Origin of the sequence: Marivita sp., assembly GCF_017643905.1 — a bacterium.
Lineage (GTDB): Bacteria > Pseudomonadota > Alphaproteobacteria > Rhodobacterales > Rhodobacteraceae > Marivita.
Map to the genome: position 1 here is coordinate 1 of NZ_JAEPMO010000035.1, position 16,116 is coordinate 16,116.

19 protein-coding genes are annotated in these 16,116 nt (G+C 60.3%); 12 read left to right on the plus strand and 7 right to left on the minus strand.

Annotated elements, in window-relative coordinates:
- From JJ869_RS07445 to JJ869_RS07455, 3 genes are all read right to left on the minus strand, one after another.
- A partial coding sequence (locus tag JJ869_RS07445; RefSeq protein WP_292265696.1) for an SDR family NAD(P)-dependent oxidoreductase occupies positions 1 to 381 on the minus strand: 381 nt, incomplete at its 3' end.
- 78 nt (positions 382 to 459) lie between these two features.
- A complete protein-coding gene (locus tag JJ869_RS07450; RefSeq protein ID WP_292265698.1) occupies positions 460 to 657 on the minus strand; it encodes a hypothetical protein in 198 nt (65 codons plus the stop codon).
- Positions 658 to 668: 11 nt separating this feature from the next.
- Complete coding sequence (locus tag JJ869_RS07455) at positions 669 to 827, minus strand: hypothetical protein (protein ID WP_292265700.1); 159 nt, start codon at positions 825 to 827, stop codon at positions 669 to 671.
- Between the two features lie 344 nt (positions 828 to 1,171).
- Here JJ869_RS07455 and JJ869_RS07460 point away from each other — a divergent pair, with 344 nt between their 5' ends.
- Both JJ869_RS07460 and JJ869_RS07465 read left to right on the plus strand, forming a co-directional pair.
- Entirely contained in the window at positions 1,172 to 2,887 is a 1,716-nt protein-coding gene (locus JJ869_RS07460; RefSeq protein ID WP_292265757.1) for an extracellular solute-binding protein, read from the plus strand.
- A 3-nt stretch (positions 2,888 to 2,890) separates the two neighbouring features.
- A complete protein-coding gene (locus JJ869_RS07465) occupies positions 2,891 to 3,007 on the plus strand; it encodes an entericidin EcnA/B family protein (protein ID WP_292265703.1) in 117 nt (38 codons plus the stop codon).
- Positions 3,008 to 3,060: 53 nt separating this feature from the next.
- Here the strand turns inward: JJ869_RS07465 and JJ869_RS07470 are convergent, their stop codons facing one another.
- Positions 3,061 to 3,684, minus strand: a complete 624-nt coding sequence (locus JJ869_RS07470) for an XRE family transcriptional regulator (RefSeq protein WP_292265705.1) — start codon at positions 3,682 to 3,684, stop codon at positions 3,061 to 3,063.
- Positions 3,685 to 3,763: 79 nt separating this feature from the next.
- On the opposite strand from JJ869_RS07470, the gene JJ869_RS07475 reads away from it, so the two are divergent.
- From JJ869_RS07475 to JJ869_RS07515, 9 genes are all read left to right on the plus strand, one after another.
- Positions 3,764 to 5,272 carry a class I adenylate-forming enzyme family protein gene (locus JJ869_RS07475; RefSeq protein ID WP_292265706.1) on the plus strand — a complete coding sequence of 503 codons (1,509 nt, stop codon included), beginning with the start codon at positions 3,764 to 3,766 and terminating at the stop codon, positions 5,270 to 5,272.
- 64 nt (positions 5,273 to 5,336) lie between these two features.
- Complete coding sequence (locus JJ869_RS07480) at positions 5,337 to 5,972, plus strand: DsbA family oxidoreductase (protein WP_292265708.1); 636 nt, start codon at positions 5,337 to 5,339, stop codon at positions 5,970 to 5,972.
- A gap of 3 nt (positions 5,973 to 5,975) precedes the next feature.
- On the plus strand, positions 5,976 to 6,353 hold the full coding sequence (locus JJ869_RS07485) for a potassium channel family protein (protein ID WP_292265710.1): 378 nt from the start codon (positions 5,976 to 5,978) through the stop codon (positions 6,351 to 6,353).
- 68 nt (positions 6,354 to 6,421) lie between these two features.
- Positions 6,422 to 7,657: a multidrug effflux MFS transporter gene (locus tag JJ869_RS07490; protein ID WP_292265713.1), complete on the plus strand. Its 1,236-nt coding sequence runs from the start codon at positions 6,422 to 6,424 to the stop codon at positions 7,655 to 7,657.
- A 25-nt stretch (positions 7,658 to 7,682) separates the two neighbouring features.
- Positions 7,683 to 8,897, plus strand: a complete 1,215-nt coding sequence (locus JJ869_RS07495) for an NADP-dependent isocitrate dehydrogenase (protein WP_292265716.1) — start codon at positions 7,683 to 7,685, stop codon at positions 8,895 to 8,897.
- 14 nt (positions 8,898 to 8,911) lie between these two features.
- Entirely contained in the window at positions 8,912 to 9,724 is an 813-nt protein-coding gene (locus JJ869_RS07500; RefSeq protein ID WP_292265717.1) for a YgcG family protein, read from the plus strand.
- Positions 9,725 to 9,764: 40 nt separating this feature from the next.
- Complete coding sequence (locus tag JJ869_RS07505) at positions 9,765 to 10,385, plus strand: YitT family protein (RefSeq protein ID WP_292265720.1); 621 nt, start codon at positions 9,765 to 9,767, stop codon at positions 10,383 to 10,385.
- A 239-nt stretch (positions 10,386 to 10,624) separates the two neighbouring features.
- Positions 10,625 to 12,160 carry a trimethylamine methyltransferase family protein gene (locus JJ869_RS07510; protein ID WP_292265722.1) on the plus strand — a complete coding sequence of 512 codons (1,536 nt, stop codon included), beginning with the start codon at positions 10,625 to 10,627 and terminating at the stop codon, positions 12,158 to 12,160.
- A gap of 76 nt (positions 12,161 to 12,236) precedes the next feature.
- A complete protein-coding gene (locus tag JJ869_RS07515; RefSeq protein WP_292265724.1) occupies positions 12,237 to 12,566 on the plus strand; it encodes an SMR family transporter in 330 nt (109 codons plus the stop codon).
- A 57-nt stretch (positions 12,567 to 12,623) separates the two neighbouring features.
- Here JJ869_RS07515 and JJ869_RS07520 read toward each other — a convergent pair whose 3' ends face one another.
- Positions 12,624 to 13,208, minus strand: a complete 585-nt coding sequence (locus JJ869_RS07520; protein WP_292265725.1) for a porin family protein — start codon at positions 13,206 to 13,208, stop codon at positions 12,624 to 12,626.
- 317 nt (positions 13,209 to 13,525) lie between these two features.
- On the opposite strand from JJ869_RS07520, the gene typA reads away from it, so the two are divergent.
- On the plus strand, positions 13,526 to 15,352 hold the full coding sequence (gene typA, locus JJ869_RS07525) for a translational GTPase TypA (RefSeq protein WP_292265727.1): 1,827 nt from the start codon (positions 13,526 to 13,528) through the stop codon (positions 15,350 to 15,352).
- Here the strand turns inward: typA and JJ869_RS07530 are convergent, their stop codons facing one another.
- Together JJ869_RS07530 and JJ869_RS07535 are read right to left on the minus strand one after the other, a co-directional pair.
- Complete coding sequence (locus JJ869_RS07530; protein ID WP_292265728.1) at positions 15,353 to 15,832, minus strand: MOSC domain-containing protein; 480 nt, start codon at positions 15,830 to 15,832, stop codon at positions 15,353 to 15,355.
- Positions 15,829 to 16,116 (minus strand): DUF1330 domain-containing protein, encoded by a 288-nt coding sequence (locus JJ869_RS07535; protein ID WP_292265730.1) that lies wholly within the window; start codon positions 16,114 to 16,116, stop codon positions 15,829 to 15,831. Before JJ869_RS07535 ends, JJ869_RS07530 begins: the two co-directional genes overlap by 4 nt.

Here is a 16,116-nt window from a genome sequence, read left to right on the forward strand (position 1 = left end):
GCGCATCATCGGCAATGCAACTGCGGTGGTGTGAAAGGCCGAGCTGAGGTTGATGGCGATGATCGCGTCCCATTTCTCAATCGGGAACTCGTCAATCGGGGCGACATGCTGGATGCCCGCATTGTTCACCAGAATATCGCAGGCCCCCGCCTGTTCGATCAGCGCGCGGCAGTGGTCGGGCTTCGACATATCGGCCTGGATATAGCGCACAGTGACGCCATGCTCCTTGGCGATCTCCGCAGCGAGCGCATGATCCTCGTCCCGGTCGGTGAACGAATTGATCACCACGTCCGCGCCGGCACGGGCCATTTCATGTGCAACGCCCAACCCGATCCCGGAATTCGATCCGGTGATGACAGCAGTTTTCCCTTTCAGCGACATGATCGCTCCTTCCTTGGTCTTTTGCTTGTGCAGCATGCTACATGCTGCATGTGCATAACACAAAGGAAGGATGTTGGTTCACACCTCTGGCGGCTGCGCTCCAAAAAAGCCGATGATCTCCATCAGGCGGCCATCTGCGTCGACCCGACCACAGTCGATCCCCTGGATCGGAACCGTCCCATCCGCCATCACCATGCGCCATGCAAACCGAATGCGGTCGTGATGCGCATCCACCCCCGAGGTCAGTTCGATTCGTCCTCCGGGAAATCCGGCCAAAACACGCCCGATCAGCGCATGCAGCGAATCGCGCCCCGTGCCTCGCTGCCGGGATCCTGATAAAGCCCATCGTCTGCCCACGCGATTTCCAGAAGCGCCCGCCGTTTTTCGGCATCGACTTCGCACCACGCATCGCCATAGGCCTTTAGAACTTGGGTCAAGCTGTCCATCTCACCTCTCCTGCTGCTGCGTCATCCTTGCAGAACGGCTGGTCATCAGACAGAAAAAAACCCCGGCACGAAGCCGGGGTTAAGTTATTGAGGCAGGTTTCATACAGGCAAGAAACCTATCGAGCAGTAACTCCTTTATAGGCAATTCTTCGCGGTGATCCAAGCTAAAAGTTTGAAAAGCCTCAAAAGCCCAGTTACGTTCTCAGACAACAAAATAAGGGCAGACAGGGATTGTTGCGAAAATGAGATCGGTTTTATTCCTGAAAAGGCACATCAGCATTGCCGCATTGGCACTCGCGCTTAGCGCGCAATCGGGCGCGGCAGACCCGCAGCACGGCATAGCTATGTATGGGGACCCCGAACTGCCACCGGATTTTGTGTCCCTGCCCTATGCAAACCCGGATGCGCCAAAGGGGGGACGCATCGTGACTGGTGAGGTTGGCAGCTTCGACAGCCTCAACCCGCATATCTCCAAAGGCTCGACCCCGTGGCAGCTCCGGTTCCTCGCCTATGAAAGCCTGATGGGCCGAAACTGGGACGAACCGTTCACGCTCTACGGTCTTCTCGCCGAATCGATTGAGGTGGGCGAGGATCGAGATTGGGTCGAATTTGTCCTTCGCGAAGAAGCCGCGTTCTCGGATGGCACGCCGCTTACCGTAGAAGACGTGATGTGGTCTTATGAGACCCTCGGCACAATCGGTCACCCCCGCTACCACGGCGCGTGGAAAAAAGTCGCGTCGATGGAGCAGACCGGTCCGCGCAGCATCCGCTTCACCTTCAACGAAGACGATCCGGAAATGGCGCTTCTAATCGGCATGCGCCCGATCCTGAAAAAGGCCCAGTGGGAGGGCAAGGAATTCGACGCTTCCGGCATCGACGAGGTGCCGATCTCTACCGCCCCTTACGTGATCGACGATTTCGAGGCGGGCCGCTTTGTCAGCCTCAAACGCAATCCCGACTACTGGGGCAAAGACGTCAACTTCATGCGCGGTCAGGCGAACCTGGATGAGATCCGCATGGAATTCTACGGCGACGGAACTGCCATGTTCGAGGCGTTCAAGGCCGGTGCGCTGAACTCCAGCCGCGAATTCAATGTCGAGAAATGGGACACTCAGTACGACTTCCCCGCCATCGACAGCGGCGATGTGGTCAAGTCGGTGATCCCACATGAACGTCCGTCAGGCATGACCGGGTTCGTGATGAACACCCGCCGCGACCAGTTCAAGGACTGGCGTGTGCGTGATGCGATGCTGCATGCGTTCAATTTCGAATTCATCAACGAAACCATGACCGGCTCCAAACAGCCGCGCATCACGTCCTACTTCTCAAACTCCGTGCTGGGGATGCAGGACGGCCCCGCCGAGGGACGCGAGCGCGATCTGCTCGAACCTTTCGCCGCAGACCTGCTGCCTGGCGCGCTAGACGGTTACGCCCTGCCGGTCAGCGATGGCACCGAACGCAACCGTGGCAACATCCGCGCCGCCATCGACCTGATGGAAGAGGCCGGCTACACGATCACCGACGGCCAGATGGTTGGCCCCGATGGACAGCCCTTCACCTTCGAGATCCTGCTCCAGCAAGGCAGCACCGAAGAACAGTCGATCATCGACCTGTACACCCAGTCGCTGGAACGGGTCGGCATCACTCCGACGATCACCACGATCGACGCGGCGCAGTTCAAGGAACGCACCAACAACTACGATTTCGACATGAGCTACAACCGCTGGGGCATGTCTCTCAGCCCCGGCAACGAACAGAAGCTGTACTGGGGCTGCGACGGCGTCGAAGCCCCCGGCACACGCAACTGGATGGGCATGTGTTCGCCCGCTGCCGAAGCAATGATCGACGAGATCCTCAATTCGGACACACGCGAGGATTTCATCGCGGCCACCCGCGCGCTGGACCGGGTACTCACCACGGGCCGGTATGTCATCCCGATCTACCAGTGGAACATCAGCCGCATCGCACATGCGAAACAGTTGAAATATCCGACCGACATCCCGATCTATGGCGACTGGATCGGCTGGCAGCCCGATGTCTGGTGGTGGGAAGAGGAGTGAACCATGCGAGCATGCACTCTGCTGATTGTGATCGCAGGCGCGCTCAGCGCCTGTGCCACGGTTGACGGGATCGGTCAGGATATCTCGACCACGTCCCGCACCGTACAGTCATGGTTCTGAAGCGGTTCGGCTTCTCTCAATGTTGCTGACCGTCTTGCGGGGTCGATCCCGGATCAAGACGTCAGCGATGTGACCCACAGGATGCTGGCGTCGTCGTCTGACACCGAAATCACGTTATGCCCCATCGTGGCATCGTAATAGGCACTGTCCCCGCGGCGCATCTCCACTGGTTCGTAGAACTCGGTGTAGAGCCGGATCACCCCGGTCAGGACATACAGGAATTCCTCGCCGTCATGGCGGACCCAGCCGTCAAACTCGTCGACCGACCGCGCCCGCACCCGCGCGCGATAGGGCAGCATCTGCTTCTTGGTCAGGGATTCCGCTAATAGCTCGTGCTCATAAGTGGTCGTGGCGTGGTGCTGGCCCTTTCCGTTGGGGGTCATCACCATTCGGCCATTCACCTTTTCCCGCTGCGGAGGCGTGAACAACTGCGGCACGCTGATCTGCAATCCAATGGCCAGCTTTTTCAGCGCGTCGTAGGTGGGCGACATCTGCCCGTTCTCGATCTTCGACAAGGTCGAGCGTGCCAGCCCCGCCTGCTGCGCGGCCTGTTCGAGAGTCCAGTTCCGCGCCTTGCGCAGGTCGCGCACGCGCTCGCCCAGGTTCAGCGGTTCGGGCTGATCGTGGCTTCCGGTGTCCCGCGCAATGCGGATCAGGTTCTTTGGATCATGAGTCATGAAGTCATCTATAAGCATGGCCTTCCGTTCGGGCAACCGGCGCTTGCGGCGCTGTCAATTGCGGCCTAGGGCTGTTGCCATGACCTCGCTTTTCGACACCGGCCACTGGCCGCCCTGCCCGCAGAATTTCAACCTGACCGCCCATGTTCTGGCCGCGGCTGACCGTGTGCCGGACAAGATCGCGCTGGCCGTGGTCAAACCCACCGGTGCCCAACGCTGGAGCTTTGACCGCCTGCGCAGCGCCATCCTTGGCACCGGGACCGGCTTTCTGGACAGCGGATTGAAACCGGGTGACAGGATGCTGATGCGGGTGGGCAATTCGGTCGAATTTCCGGTCGCCTATCTTGCAGCCATCGCGGTCGGTATCGTGCCCATTCCCACCTCGTCCCAGCTCACCGAGCCCGAGGTGCAGGTGTTGATCGACATGACGGGTCCGGCCGCGGTTCTGCATGACGGCCAGACCGCCTGTCCGGCAACCGTACAGGTGATCCGTACGGATCAGATGTTCGAATGGTACGGTTTGCCCCCCGCCGCCTACGACTACGGCGATCCGAACCGCCTCGCCTATATCATCTTCACCTCCGGCACATCGGGCAAACCCCGTGCCGTCTGCCACGCCCACCGCGCGATTTGGGCGCGGGGCATGATGATGGACGGCTGGTACGGATTGACCGAGTCCGACCGCCTGATGCACGCCGGCGCGTTCAACTGGACCTACACGCTGGGCACTGGCCTTTTGGACCCGTGGACAAAGGGCGCAACGGCCCTGATCCCGGCTCAAGGGGTTGATCACGCGCAGATCCCGCTCTTGCTCAAGCGCCATGAGGCAACGATTTTCGCAGCAGCGCCAGGGATTTATCGTAATGTCCTGAAATTGGGTGAGCTTGATCTTCCCAAACTGCGCCATGGTCTTTCCGCAGGAGAAAAGCTGCCCGCCTCGATCCGCGACGCGTGGCTGACCTCGACGGGCACCCGAGTCTACGAGGCGTTCGGCATGTCCGAATGCTCGACCTTCATTTCCGCGCCGCCGGGATCGCCTGACCTTCCCCCCGAAAGCCTTGGCTGGCCTCAACAGGGCCGCCGCGTGGCGATCATAGGGGACACTGGCCCCGCTCCATTCGCCACCCCCGGTATCATCGCCGTCCATCGCAATGATCCGGGATTGATGCTTGGTTATCTGAACCAGCCAGAAGAGACCGCCGCGCGCTTTCAGGGGGACTGGTTCCTGACGGGCGATATGGGGGAAATGACTGAAAACAAAGACATTCTCTATCATGGCCGGGCTGACGACATGATGAATGCAGGCGGCTACCGTGTCAGCCCGCTTGAGGTCGAAGCCGCGTTGCTGACCCATCCCGACATCCACGAGGTCGGCGTCACCGATATCGAAATCAAAGCGGACACCCGCATCGTCGCCGCCTACTACGTGGCCGATCATGCCTTGGATGCCGACAGCCTGAACGCCTTTGCCGCCGAACGCCTTGCCCGATACAAACAACCGCGTCTTTACTCGCGCATCGCGTCCCTGCCCCGCAATGCGAATAACAAACTGTTGCGCCGGGCCTTGCCGGACCAGACAACGCTCTGACCCGCGCTTATCAATCGCGTGACAGTCTGTTAGACCGTCCTCAACGACTGCAAAGGAATGACACATGGTCAAGCTCGACATCATGTCCGACCCGATTTGCCCGTGGTGCTATATCGGCAAGACCAACTTTGACCGCGCGCTGGCGCAGCGCCCGGATCATCCTTTCCTGATCACATGGCATCCGTTCCAGTTGAACCCGGACATGCCGAAAGAAGGCATGGATCGCCGCGCCTATCTCGAAGCCAAGTTCGGTGGCAAGGAAGGCGCGGTCCGCGCTTATGCGCCCGTGGTGCAACATGCCGAAAAGGCTGGGTTGAAGATCAACTTTGAAGCCATTGAAAAGACACCCAATACCTTGGATGCGCACCGCCTTATTCACTGGGCGGGGATCGAAGGCCATCAGAACGCCGTCGTCGATGCCCTGTTTACCGCATATTTCGTCGAAGGCCGCGATATCGGTGCGGCTGACGTGTTGGCCGACATCGCGGATTCCTGCGGCATGGATGCCAGTGTCGTTCTGCGCCTTCTCGCCACCGACGAAGACCGCCGCGAAATCGTAGACCGCGACGCTGCCGCGCGCGGAATGGGGGTGACATCGGTGCCGACCTTCATCGTGGCCAGCCAACATGCCGTTCCCGGCGCGCAACCGACCGAGCTTTGGCTGCAAGTCATGGACGATCTGGCGCAAACCGCGTCCTGAGCGATGCAGTTTCCCTTCCGCGTCATCACGCTGGTTGTGACCCTCGCGGCGATTGTCGCGGGTGGGACAGTGTTCTTCCGCTGGGCTGAAGGGTGGAGCTGGCTCGATTCATATTTCTTTACCGTCGTGACCCTGTCGACCGTGGGCTATGGCAATCTTGTGCCGGCAACCGCGCTTGGGAAAATCGGCACGACCGTTTTCATTTTTGTCGGCCTCGGCGTCTTTGCGGTGACCATTCAACAATTCGGCATGTTTGCCATGCGCAAACGCGAAGAGCATACCGAATGGCTTGTCGCGCGGTTTCAAGAACCAGATGAAACCGCCAATACCGACGACAATCCCAGCGAGCCTGAACCGTCCCCGGCATCGCGACACCAATAACGGTCGCCCGGTCTGTTCCCTCGGTAAAAGTGCTGTTAGGGCTGTCACCACACTTTCAGGACAGTCTCATGCAGAACGCCATGCCGCGCACAGAATTCATTGCATTGATGGCGATGCTGGCGGCAACCGTTGCGCTGTCCATCGACGCCATGTTGCCCGCCCTGCCGCAAATCGCAGAGGAATTGACGCCGGACAACATCAACAAGGCGCAGTTGATCCTGACCATGTTTGTCATGGGCATGGGGCTTGGCACCTTCTTCACTGGCCCGCTGTCTGACACGTTCGGGCGCAAACCGGTCATGCTTTGGGGGGCCGTGCTGTACACGGTCAGCGCGTTTGTCGCATCACAAGCGCAAACGCTGGAAGTGTTGCTGATCGCACGGGTGTGTCAGGGGATCGGGGCTGCCGGACCGCGCGTTGTTGCCATGGCCGTTGTGCGCGACCTCTATATGGGGCGCGGCATGGCGCAGATCGTGTCGCTCATCATGATCATTTTCACGCTGGTGCCTGCCATCGCCCCGTTTCTGGGCGCGATTGTAATCGACGCCTACAGTTGGCGCGCCGTGTTCTACGGGTTCATGATCTTTTCCGTGATTTCGGCGGTTTGGCTTGCGCTGCGCTTGCCCGAGACACTGGCGTTTGAGGATCGCCGTCCGTTCCGCTTTCACTCTTTGCGCAGCGCGGTGGTCGAGATGTTCGCCCATCCTGTCGTGCGCCTGTCGATCCTCGTGCAAAGCCTGTGCTTTTCCATGCTCTTTGCCATGCTGTCGAGCGTTCAGCAGATCTACGACATCACCTTTGGCCGCGCCGACACCTTTGCGATCTGGTTCGGCTTTGTCGCAATTGTCGCGGGCTCGTCGGGCTTTCTGAATGCCAGCCTTGTGATGCGGCTGGGCATGATGTTCCTTGTCCGCGCCATGCTGCTGGCGCAGGTTGGGTTTTCGGCCCTCATGGTGGCCATCGGCTATGCCGCCGGTGCCGGGTATATCCCGGACACGCTCTACTTCTCGCTGTTTGTGATCTGGCAAATCACCGTCTTCTTTCAGGCTGGCATGACGCTGGGCAATCTTATGGCCATCGCACAGGAACCGATGGGCCATATCGCGGGCATGGCGGCAAGCGTGATCGGAGCCGTCGCCACGGTCGTCGGCGTCACACTGGCGATCCCGGTCGGGCTTTTGTTCGACGGCACCCCGATTCCGCTGGCGGCTGCCATGTTCCTCAATGCAGTGTTGGCATTGTACTTGACGCAGTTGATGATGAAAGCCGAGGCGCAAATGTCGCCGTTCCTGGGCACCCACTGACCCGACAAAGGAAAGGGAACCTCCAATGTCGAAAATCAAAGTCGATAACCCCATCGTTGAAATGGATGGCGATGAAATGACCCGGATCATATGGGATTTCATCAAGAAGAAGCTGATCCTGCCCTATCTGGACATAGACCTGCTCTACTACGATCTCGGGATCGAGGAGCGGGATCGCACCAATGACCAGATCACCATCGACGCGGCAGAAAAGACCAAAGAGGTGGGTGTCGCCGTCAAATGCGCGACCATCACCCCGGACGAGGCGCGGGTCGAGGAGTTTGGCCTCAAACAGATGTGGCGATCGCCCAACGGCACGATCCGGAACATCCTTGGCGGTGTGATCTTCCGCCAGCCGATCATCTGCCGCAACGTGCCGCGCCTTGTGCCGGGCTGGACGAAGCCCATCGTCGTTGGCCGCCACGCATTTGGCGATCAGTACAAGGCTACGGATTTCAAGTTCCCCGGTGCGGGGAAACTGACGATGAAATTCGTCGGCGAAGATGGCACGGTGATCGAACGCGATGTCTATGACGCGCCGTCTGCGGGCGTGTTCATGGGCATGTACAACCTCGACGACTCGATCACCGATTTTGCGCGCGCGTCGTTCAACTACGGGCTTAACATCGGCTGGCCGGTCTACCTGTCCACCAAGAATACCATTCTGAAACAGTATGATGGTCGCTTTCTTGAGATCTTCCAGCACATCTACGACACCGAATTCCGCGACGCCTTCGAGGCCAAGGGCATCGAATACCAGCACCGCCTGATCGACGACATGGTCGCGTCTGCGCTCAAATGGTCGGGCGGGTTTGTCTGGGCCTGCAAGAACTACGACGGCGACGTGCAGTCTGACACTGTGGCACAGGGGTTCGGGTCATTGGGGATGATGTCCTCGGTGCTGATGACCCCCGACGGCAAGATCGTCGAGGCCGAAGCCGCCCACGGCACGGTCACCCGCCACTATCGCCAGCATCAGGCGGGGGAACAGACCTCGACCAATTCCATCGCGTCGATCTACGCATGGACCGGCGCGCTTAAGCACAGGGCCAAGCTGGACGAGAACATCAGCCTGCGCGCCTTTGCGGAAACGCTGGAACGGGTGGTCGTGGAAACGGTCGAAGCCGGGTACATGACCAAGGATCTGGCCTTGCTGGTCGGACCACAGCAAAGCTGGTTGACCACGATGGGTTTCCTCGAAAAGCTGGATGAACGGTTGAATTCGGCTCTGACGGGGTAAGAACGATGCGGTGGTTGGCGGTCCTTCTCTTTCTGGCAACCCCGCTCTGGGCACAGACCTATCCGGACTACGACCGGACGACGATCACCGATCGCGCCGACTTATTGACAAATGCGCAGGAGGTTGCGCTGGATGCCCGGCTGGAGGGGTTGCGGCGCGATACCGGGATCGAATTCGCGGTTCTGACCCTGCGCTCGCAAGCGCCCTATGCGCCCGCGCAATCGCTCGAGGATTTTGCAACGGGCCTCTTCAACCATTGGGGCATCGGCAACGCCACCCGCAATGACGGCATCCTTGTGCTGGTCCTGTCCGAAGACCGCGCCATGCGGATCGAACTGGGTGCAGGTTATGCCCGCGACTGGGACCGGGTGTCGCGCAATGTGATCAACCGCTCCTTCCTGCCGGCGTTCGAGCAGGGGGACTACGCCAAAGGGATCATCGACGGGGTCGAAGATGTGATCGCCTCCATCGCCCTGCCGTTCTCGGAAGGCTCTGACGCACCGGCGTCCGACGGGGAATTCACGCCGTGGATGGTCTTCGTTGCGGTCATGGGGGCGCTGCTGATCTCCGGACGCCGGTTTCTGGGCGATCTTCTGACCCGGTTTCAGAGCTGCCCCAATTGCGGAAGCCGCGCCCTGAACCGAACGCGAAAGACCTTGCGCAAGGCGACGAAGACCAGCGAAGGCGCCGGCGAGGCGATCACTCGGTGCAGTCAATGCAGCTACCGCGACGTGCGCCCCTTCACGGTGTCCCGTGTGTCGTCGTCATCCGGGGGCAGTTTCGGAGGCGGACGATCTGGCGGGGGTGGTGCCTCTGGCCGGTGGTGAGCGACTTGACATTCGGAAAATATGTCATAATTGCTGACCTATGTTTCTGCTTAGCAAACCACCCGCAGACCGTCACACGGTTCTTGAAGACATCCAGGGCATCCTGATCGGGGCTACCCTTGTGGCGCTTGCGATCCAGTTCCTGTCTCAGGCCAACCTGATCACCGGGCAAATTGCCGGGTTTGCTTTGATTACAAGCTATGCAACCAACTGGCCTTTCGGGGCGGTCTTCTTCGTACTGAACCTGCCCTTCTACATTCTTGCGGTCTATCAGCTTGGCTGGACCTTCACGCTCAAGACCTTTGCCGCGGTCGCGCTGATGTCCACGATCTCCGAGCTTTTCCCCTATGTTCTAACCCTCGACATGGTGCACCCGGCACTTAGCGCGGTGGTGGGTGGCGTGTTGGCGGGGATCGGGCTTTTGTCGCTGATCCGGCATGGGGCAACACTGGGCGGTGTGGGTGTGGTGGCGCTTTGGTTGCAGGACACACGTGGCATTCAGGCAGGAAACACGCAGCTGTTGTTTGACGTCTTCGTGTTCGGCTTCGCCTTTTGGATTCTTCCAGCGGAGGTGGTGATCTGGTCGCTTCTGGGAGCGGTGATTCTGAACCTGATCATCACCGTGAACCACCGCCGCGATCGTTACATGGCGCGATCCTGATCCGCTTCTGCACAAGAAACAGACAAAAACGACACCTTGTCGCAATCAGCGCAGATTGCGAGGCACGCTGAAGGCAGCATCTTTCCATCAATATGGAGATGCAGATGCGCGGTGATCGTTCCGCCCTGACACTTGTTCTGCGCACCATCGGGGCGCGGCGGGGACGCGCTGCCCGGGGTCGTCCCTGATCGGTTTGCCTTCTGATCCGACCCAGCATTCCCCTTCACAAGAGACATCCCATGACTGATCTGTCCCCTCGTCGCGCTGGTGGCCGTGCTGCCCGGCGTGAAGCACGCGCAAATCCGCTCGCCGACAACCTGCGCCCCATCCGTGCGGGCATGTCCGGTGGCCGTTACACGCCGCTTGACCCTGCGGATATGGACCGCATCCACAATGCCGCCCTGACCGCTCTGGAAGAGATCGGCCTATCCGAAGCCCCGGCCTCGGGCATCGAGATCATGACCAACGCCGGAGCGGTGCTGGGTGACGATGGCCGCATCCGTTTCCCGCGTGCGCTGGTCGAAGACATGCTGGCACTCACCAATCGGTCCGTGACCCTGTGCGGTCGCGATCCGCTCTATGACCTCGACCTCTCGGGCACCCGCGTCCATTACGGGACGGCTGGTGCTGCGGTGCACATGGTCGACGTGGAGACCGGACATTACCGCGAAAGCACGGTGCAGGATCTGCACGACGCCGCCCGCATCGCGGACCAGTTGGACAACATCCATTTCCTGCAGCGTCCGATGGTGGCGCGGGATATTCTGGACAACAAGGAGATGGACCTCAACACCATCTATGCTTGCTGTTCCGGTACCTACAAACATGTCGGCGTGTCCTTTACCGAACCGTCCTTTGTGCCCGACGCGTTCGAACTATTGCACCTGATCGCAGGGGGCGAAGACGCATGGCGCGCCCGGCCCTTCGTGTCGAACTCGAACTGCTTTGTCGTGCCGCCGATGAAATTCGCGACCGAGGCCTGTCAGGTCATGGAGGCCTGTATCCGCGGCGGTATGCCGGTGCTGCTGCTCAGCGCGGGTCAGGCCGGGGCGACCGCCCCTGCGTCGATCGCCGGGGCCATCGTGCAGGCGGTTGCGGAATGTCTGGCAGGTGTGGTCTATGTCAACGCCATGGCGCCCGGCCATCCGGTTATCTTCGGCACATGGCCCTTCGTGTCGGATTTGCGCACAGGTGCCATGTCGGGCGGATCTGGCGAACAGGCGCTGTTGACGGCGGGCTGCGCACAGATGCACCGCTACTATGGCCTGTGTGGAGGTGCGGCGGCAGGGATTGCCGATGCCAAGCTGCCGGATATGCAGGCGGGCTGGGAACAGATGTGTTCCAACGTCATGGCGGGGCTTGCTGGCCTGAACATGGTGTACGAGGCCGCCGGGATGCATGCCTCGCTTCTGGGCTTCTGTCACGAAAGCCTGATTTTGGGCGATGACCTGATCGGTCAGGCGATGCGCTGTGTGCGCGGGATCGAAGTGACCGAGGACGACCTGAGCCTTGAGGTCATGCGCGCCACATGTCTTGGTGGACCGGGCCATTATCTTGGCAGCGATGACACGTTGAACCGGATGCAGCGCGATTACGTCTACCCGGTTCTTGGCAACCGCGCGTCGCCCAAGGAGTGGGTGGAGCAAGGCCAGCCGATCCTCGTGAACAAGGCGACCGAGCGGAAAGAGATGATCCTGTCGAAACCCGCCCGCGCCCGGTTTGCGCCGGATGTCGACGCCGTAATCCGCAGCCGGTTCAACATTCATCTGAATTGACCTGAAGAAGTGCTCCGGGGGGCTGGTCCCCCCGGACGCTTTGGGCCATGAAGTTCCTGTCCCACAGGAGATAGCCATGCCCTATGTCATCCTCATCTTCGCCGTGCTGGCGGAAACCATCGGCACCACCGCGTTGCAGGCCAGCCAGCAGTTCAGCCGCCCCCTGCCCTCGGTCATTGTGGTGGTGGCGTATGGGGTGGCGTTCTATCTTCTCGCCATCGCGCTCAGGACCTTTCCGGTCGGTATCGCCTACGCCATGTGGTCAGGCATGGGGATCGTGTTCATCGCGGTCATCGGATTTGCGGTTTTTGGGCAGAAGCTCGATCTGGCGGCGACCCTCGGGATTGGCCTGATCATGGCGGGCATACTGGTGATCAACCTCTTCTCGGGCACCGCAACCCATTAAAAAAACGCGCACCGGAGGGACCGATGCGCGTTTCGTGCCGTACGACCAAGAGTGACCTCAGAAGCGGAAGCTGCCCCGGATCGACACCGTGTCTGCATCGACATCGACGCCTGTCCCGTCGAAATCGTCAAAGCGGTGGGCAAGGTATTCTCCACCCACGGTGAACTGCTCGGTCACTTTGTATTCGACACCCAGACCGCCAACGAAGCCGGTATCATCGCCGATATTGGTGTTCAGCTGTGCCGCACCGACGGTGGCATAAACCAATGTCTGGCCAAGGTCGTAGCCGCCACGGACCTTCGCACGCAGGATGTCGTCGACCTCGATCCCGCCCAACTGGATGTCTTCGCCGGTCTGGTAATCGAGTTCACCACCAACCACGAATTGACCGAAGTCATAGTCATAGCCACCGAAGACGCCATAGACCGCTTCGCTGTCGTCAAGACCGCCGTCGGCCTCAGCAGACAGATTGCCAAAGCTCAGACCGCCATAGGCACCTGTCCAGTCGCCACCCATCGGGGCCGGAGCCACAGTGACCGGTTCCACGATCATCGGCTCCACAGGAGCCGGATCGGCGCTGCCTGCATAAGCGGAGGTTGCTGCTGTGGCCACAAGGGCCGTTCCAAGCAGAATGCGTTTCATGAGAGTTCCTTTCTCGTTTGCCTCATTGATCACGGCAGACGAGGATGCGTCCTGCCGCGCTGTTGTCTCAACGTCGGCACCCTTGATCGCGTTTCAACGTCATGGGCAGAGCTTTCTTCAAACGGGCGGTTTTCCGGCCAAAGCCCGCCCAAAAAGCCCATGCCGTCAGTGCTTTATTGCCGGTTCCCTGTCACTCTCTCGTGAGGAACCTGTGGGGGCTGGACGGCAACACCCATATGACCGGGCTTTTTTGCTGGCCTTCCTTGACGGTCCCTTGTAACCCCCGGCCAACTCTTCCCTGTACGAGACAAAGATTCATGGACCTTCGCAACATTGCGATCATCGCTCACGTTGACCACGGCAAGACGACGCTGGTTGACGAACTGCTGAAACAATCGGGCGCGTTCCGCGCCAACCAGGCTGTCGCCGAACGTGCAATGGACAGCAACGACCTCGAACGTGAACGCGGCATCACCATTCTGGCCAAGGCAACTTCGGTTGAATGGAAAGGCACGCGCATCAACATCGTCGACACCCCCGGTCACGCCGATTTCGGCGGTGAGGTGGAGCGTATCCTGTCGATGGTTGACGGCGTTGTTCTGCTTGTGGACGCCGCCGAAGGCCCGATGCCGCAGACAAAATTCGTGACCTCCAAGGCGCTGGCGCTTGGTCTGCGTCCCATCGTGGTGCTGAACAAAGTCGACAAGCCCGACGCTGAACCCGACCGCGCGCTGGACGAGTGTTTTGACCTCTTTGCCAACCTTGACGCCAACGAGGACCAGCTTGATTTCCCGCACATGTACGCCTCGGGCCGTTCCGGCTGGGCCGACACCACGCTTGAAGGTCCACGCAAGAACCTCGATGCTCTGTTCAAGCTGATCGTCGACCACGTGCCTGCACCCAAGCAGATCAAGCACCAGAATGACGATTTCCGCATGCTGGCCACCACGCTGGGCTCCGACCCGTTTGTGGGCCGCATCCTGACCGGCCGCGTTGAATCCGGCCGTCTCAAGGTCGGTGCCACGGTTCAGGCGCTTAGCCGTGTGGGTCAGAAGATCGAACAGTTCCGTGTCACCAAGATTCAGGCGTTCCGCGGCCTTGGCATGCAGGACATCGAAGAGGCGTTGGCGGGCGACATCGTCAGCATCGCGGGCATGTCAAAGGCCACCGTGGCTGACACGATCTGTGCGCTGGCTGTGGAAGAACCGCTTGAAGCGCAGCCGATTGATCCGCCCACCATCACTGTCACCTTTGGCATCAATGACAGCCCGCTTGCCGGTCGTGATGGCAAGAAGGTGCAATCCCGCGTCATCCGTGACCGCCTGATGAAAGAGGCGGAATCCAACGTCGCGATCAAGATCAAGGACACACCCGGCGGCGAAGCCTTTGAGGTGTCGGGCCGGGGCGAACTCCAGATGGGCGTTCTGATCGAAAACATGCGCCGCGAGGGTTTTGAGCTCTCGATCTCGCGCCCGCAGGTGATCATGAAGGAAGACGAGAACGGCAAGCTGCTTGAACCGATCGAGGAAGCCACCATCGACGTTGACGATGACTATTCCGGTGCGGTGATCGAAAAGCTGACCGGCGCACGCAAGGGCGAACTGGTCGAAATGCGCCCCGCCGGTGCAGGCAAGACCCGCATCATCGCCCATGTGCCGTCACGCGGCCTGATCGGCTATCACGGCGAATTCCTGACCGACACGCGCGGCACGGGGGTTCTGAACCGCGTCTTCCATGGCTGGGCCCCGCACAAAGGCCCGATTCCGGGCCGTCGCGCGGGTGTTCTGATCTCGATGGAAAACGGTGTTTCGGTCGCTTATGCGCTTTGGAACCTCGAAGACCGTGGTCGCATGATGATTGGTGCGCAGGAAGCCGTCTACACAGGTATGATCATTGGCGAGCACAGCCGCGACAATGATCTGGAAGTGAACCCGCTCAAGGGTAAAAAGCTCACCAACGTTCGGGCCTCCGGCACCGACGAAGCCGTGCGCCTGACCACGCCGATCACGCTCTCGCTGGAAGAGGCCATCGCCTATATCAACGACGACGAACTGGTCGAAGTGACACCGAACGCGATCCGCCTTCGCAAGCGCTACCTTGACCCGCACGAACGCAAGCGGATGTCCAAGACGCCCGGATCCTGATTACGGGTCATGCTCCACAACGCAAACCGGGTCGCCCAGTCTGGCGCGGCCCGGTTTCACCACCTCCGCACACCAGCCACCATGGCCGCGCATCGCGCTGTAACCGCCATGACCCAAAGCCGCTTCCATACGTGAACACGGCGCACAGACGGTTGTGATGCAAAGATGTGCGCTGCCGACCGAAATGACGGCACCGCGCAGCGCGGACAGATTCAGACCGGACACAACCAGATTGCGTCTGAGAGTTTCCGGCGCAAGGCGCGCGTGCCCTGCAAGCGCGGCAATCACCGGGATATGTTCTGCCTGAATCAGGGTGACTGCGCGTTTTCCGGGCCGGGCGTGATCGCCGCCCAACCCATCAAGTGCGATTTCGACCTCGTTCAGAGAGACAAGATCGGCAAGCCGCGCGGCGCGCACGCCGATCCAATCCAGACATCCGTCCTGCGCATGGCGGGACATCAGGTCTTTGAGGGGGATCACTCGGTGGTTTCGACGATCAGCAATTCCCGCTCGGACGCATCGCGCGCGTGATCGAGCGCCTTCTGGTACTCCGGGCTGTTGTAGCAGGCCTCTGCCGCTTCCACCGAGGGGAACTTGGCCACCACGTTCCGCGGCCGTTCCTGCCCTTCAAGCTGCACATAGCGGCCACCACGGGCAATGAAATGCCCGCCGTGTTTGGCAATCGCGGGACCGGCCAGTTCGGCATATTTTGCGTAGGACTCGGGGTCCGTCACCGTGACATGGGCAATCCAAAGTGCGGGCAT

Bases quoted from the DNA above. Each gene is read 5' to 3' on its own strand.
- JJ869_RS07455 (WP_292265700.1), bottom strand. From the start codon at position 827: ATGGACAGCTTGACCCAAGTTCTAAAGGCCTATGGCGATGCGTGGTGC.
- JJ869_RS07460 (WP_292265757.1), top strand. From the start codon at position 1,172: ATGTATGGGGACCCCGAACTGCCACCGGATTTTGTGTCCCTGCCCTAT.
- JJ869_RS07465 (WP_292265703.1), top strand. From the start codon at position 2,891: ATGCGAGCATGCACTCTGCTGATTGTGATCGCAGGCGCGCTCAGCGCC.
- JJ869_RS07470 (WP_292265705.1), bottom strand. From the start codon at position 3,684: ATGACTCATGATCCAAAGAACCTGATCCGCATTGCGCGGGACACCGGA.
- JJ869_RS07475 (WP_292265706.1), top strand. From the start codon at position 3,764: ATGACCTCGCTTTTCGACACCGGCCACTGGCCGCCCTGCCCGCAGAAT.
- JJ869_RS07480 (WP_292265708.1), top strand. From the start codon at position 5,337: ATGGTCAAGCTCGACATCATGTCCGACCCGATTTGCCCGTGGTGCTAT.
- JJ869_RS07485 (WP_292265710.1), top strand. From the start codon at position 5,976: ATGCAGTTTCCCTTCCGCGTCATCACGCTGGTTGTGACCCTCGCGGCG.
- JJ869_RS07490 (WP_292265713.1), top strand. From the start codon at position 6,422: ATGCAGAACGCCATGCCGCGCACAGAATTCATTGCATTGATGGCGATG.
- JJ869_RS07495 (WP_292265716.1), top strand. From the start codon at position 7,683: ATGTCGAAAATCAAAGTCGATAACCCCATCGTTGAAATGGATGGCGAT.
- JJ869_RS07505 (WP_292265720.1), top strand. From the start codon at position 9,765: ATGTTTCTGCTTAGCAAACCACCCGCAGACCGTCACACGGTTCTTGAA.
- JJ869_RS07510 (WP_292265722.1), top strand. From the start codon at position 10,625: ATGACTGATCTGTCCCCTCGTCGCGCTGGTGGCCGTGCTGCCCGGCGT.
- JJ869_RS07515 (WP_292265724.1), top strand. From the start codon at position 12,237: ATGCCCTATGTCATCCTCATCTTCGCCGTGCTGGCGGAAACCATCGGC.
- JJ869_RS07520 (WP_292265725.1), bottom strand. From the start codon at position 13,208: ATGAAACGCATTCTGCTTGGAACGGCCCTTGTGGCCACAGCAGCAACC.
- typA (WP_292265727.1), top strand. From the start codon at position 13,526: ATGGACCTTCGCAACATTGCGATCATCGCTCACGTTGACCACGGCAAG.
- JJ869_RS07535 (WP_292265730.1), bottom strand. From the start codon at position 16,116: ATGCCCGCACTTTGGATTGCCCATGTCACGGTGACGGACCCCGAGTCC.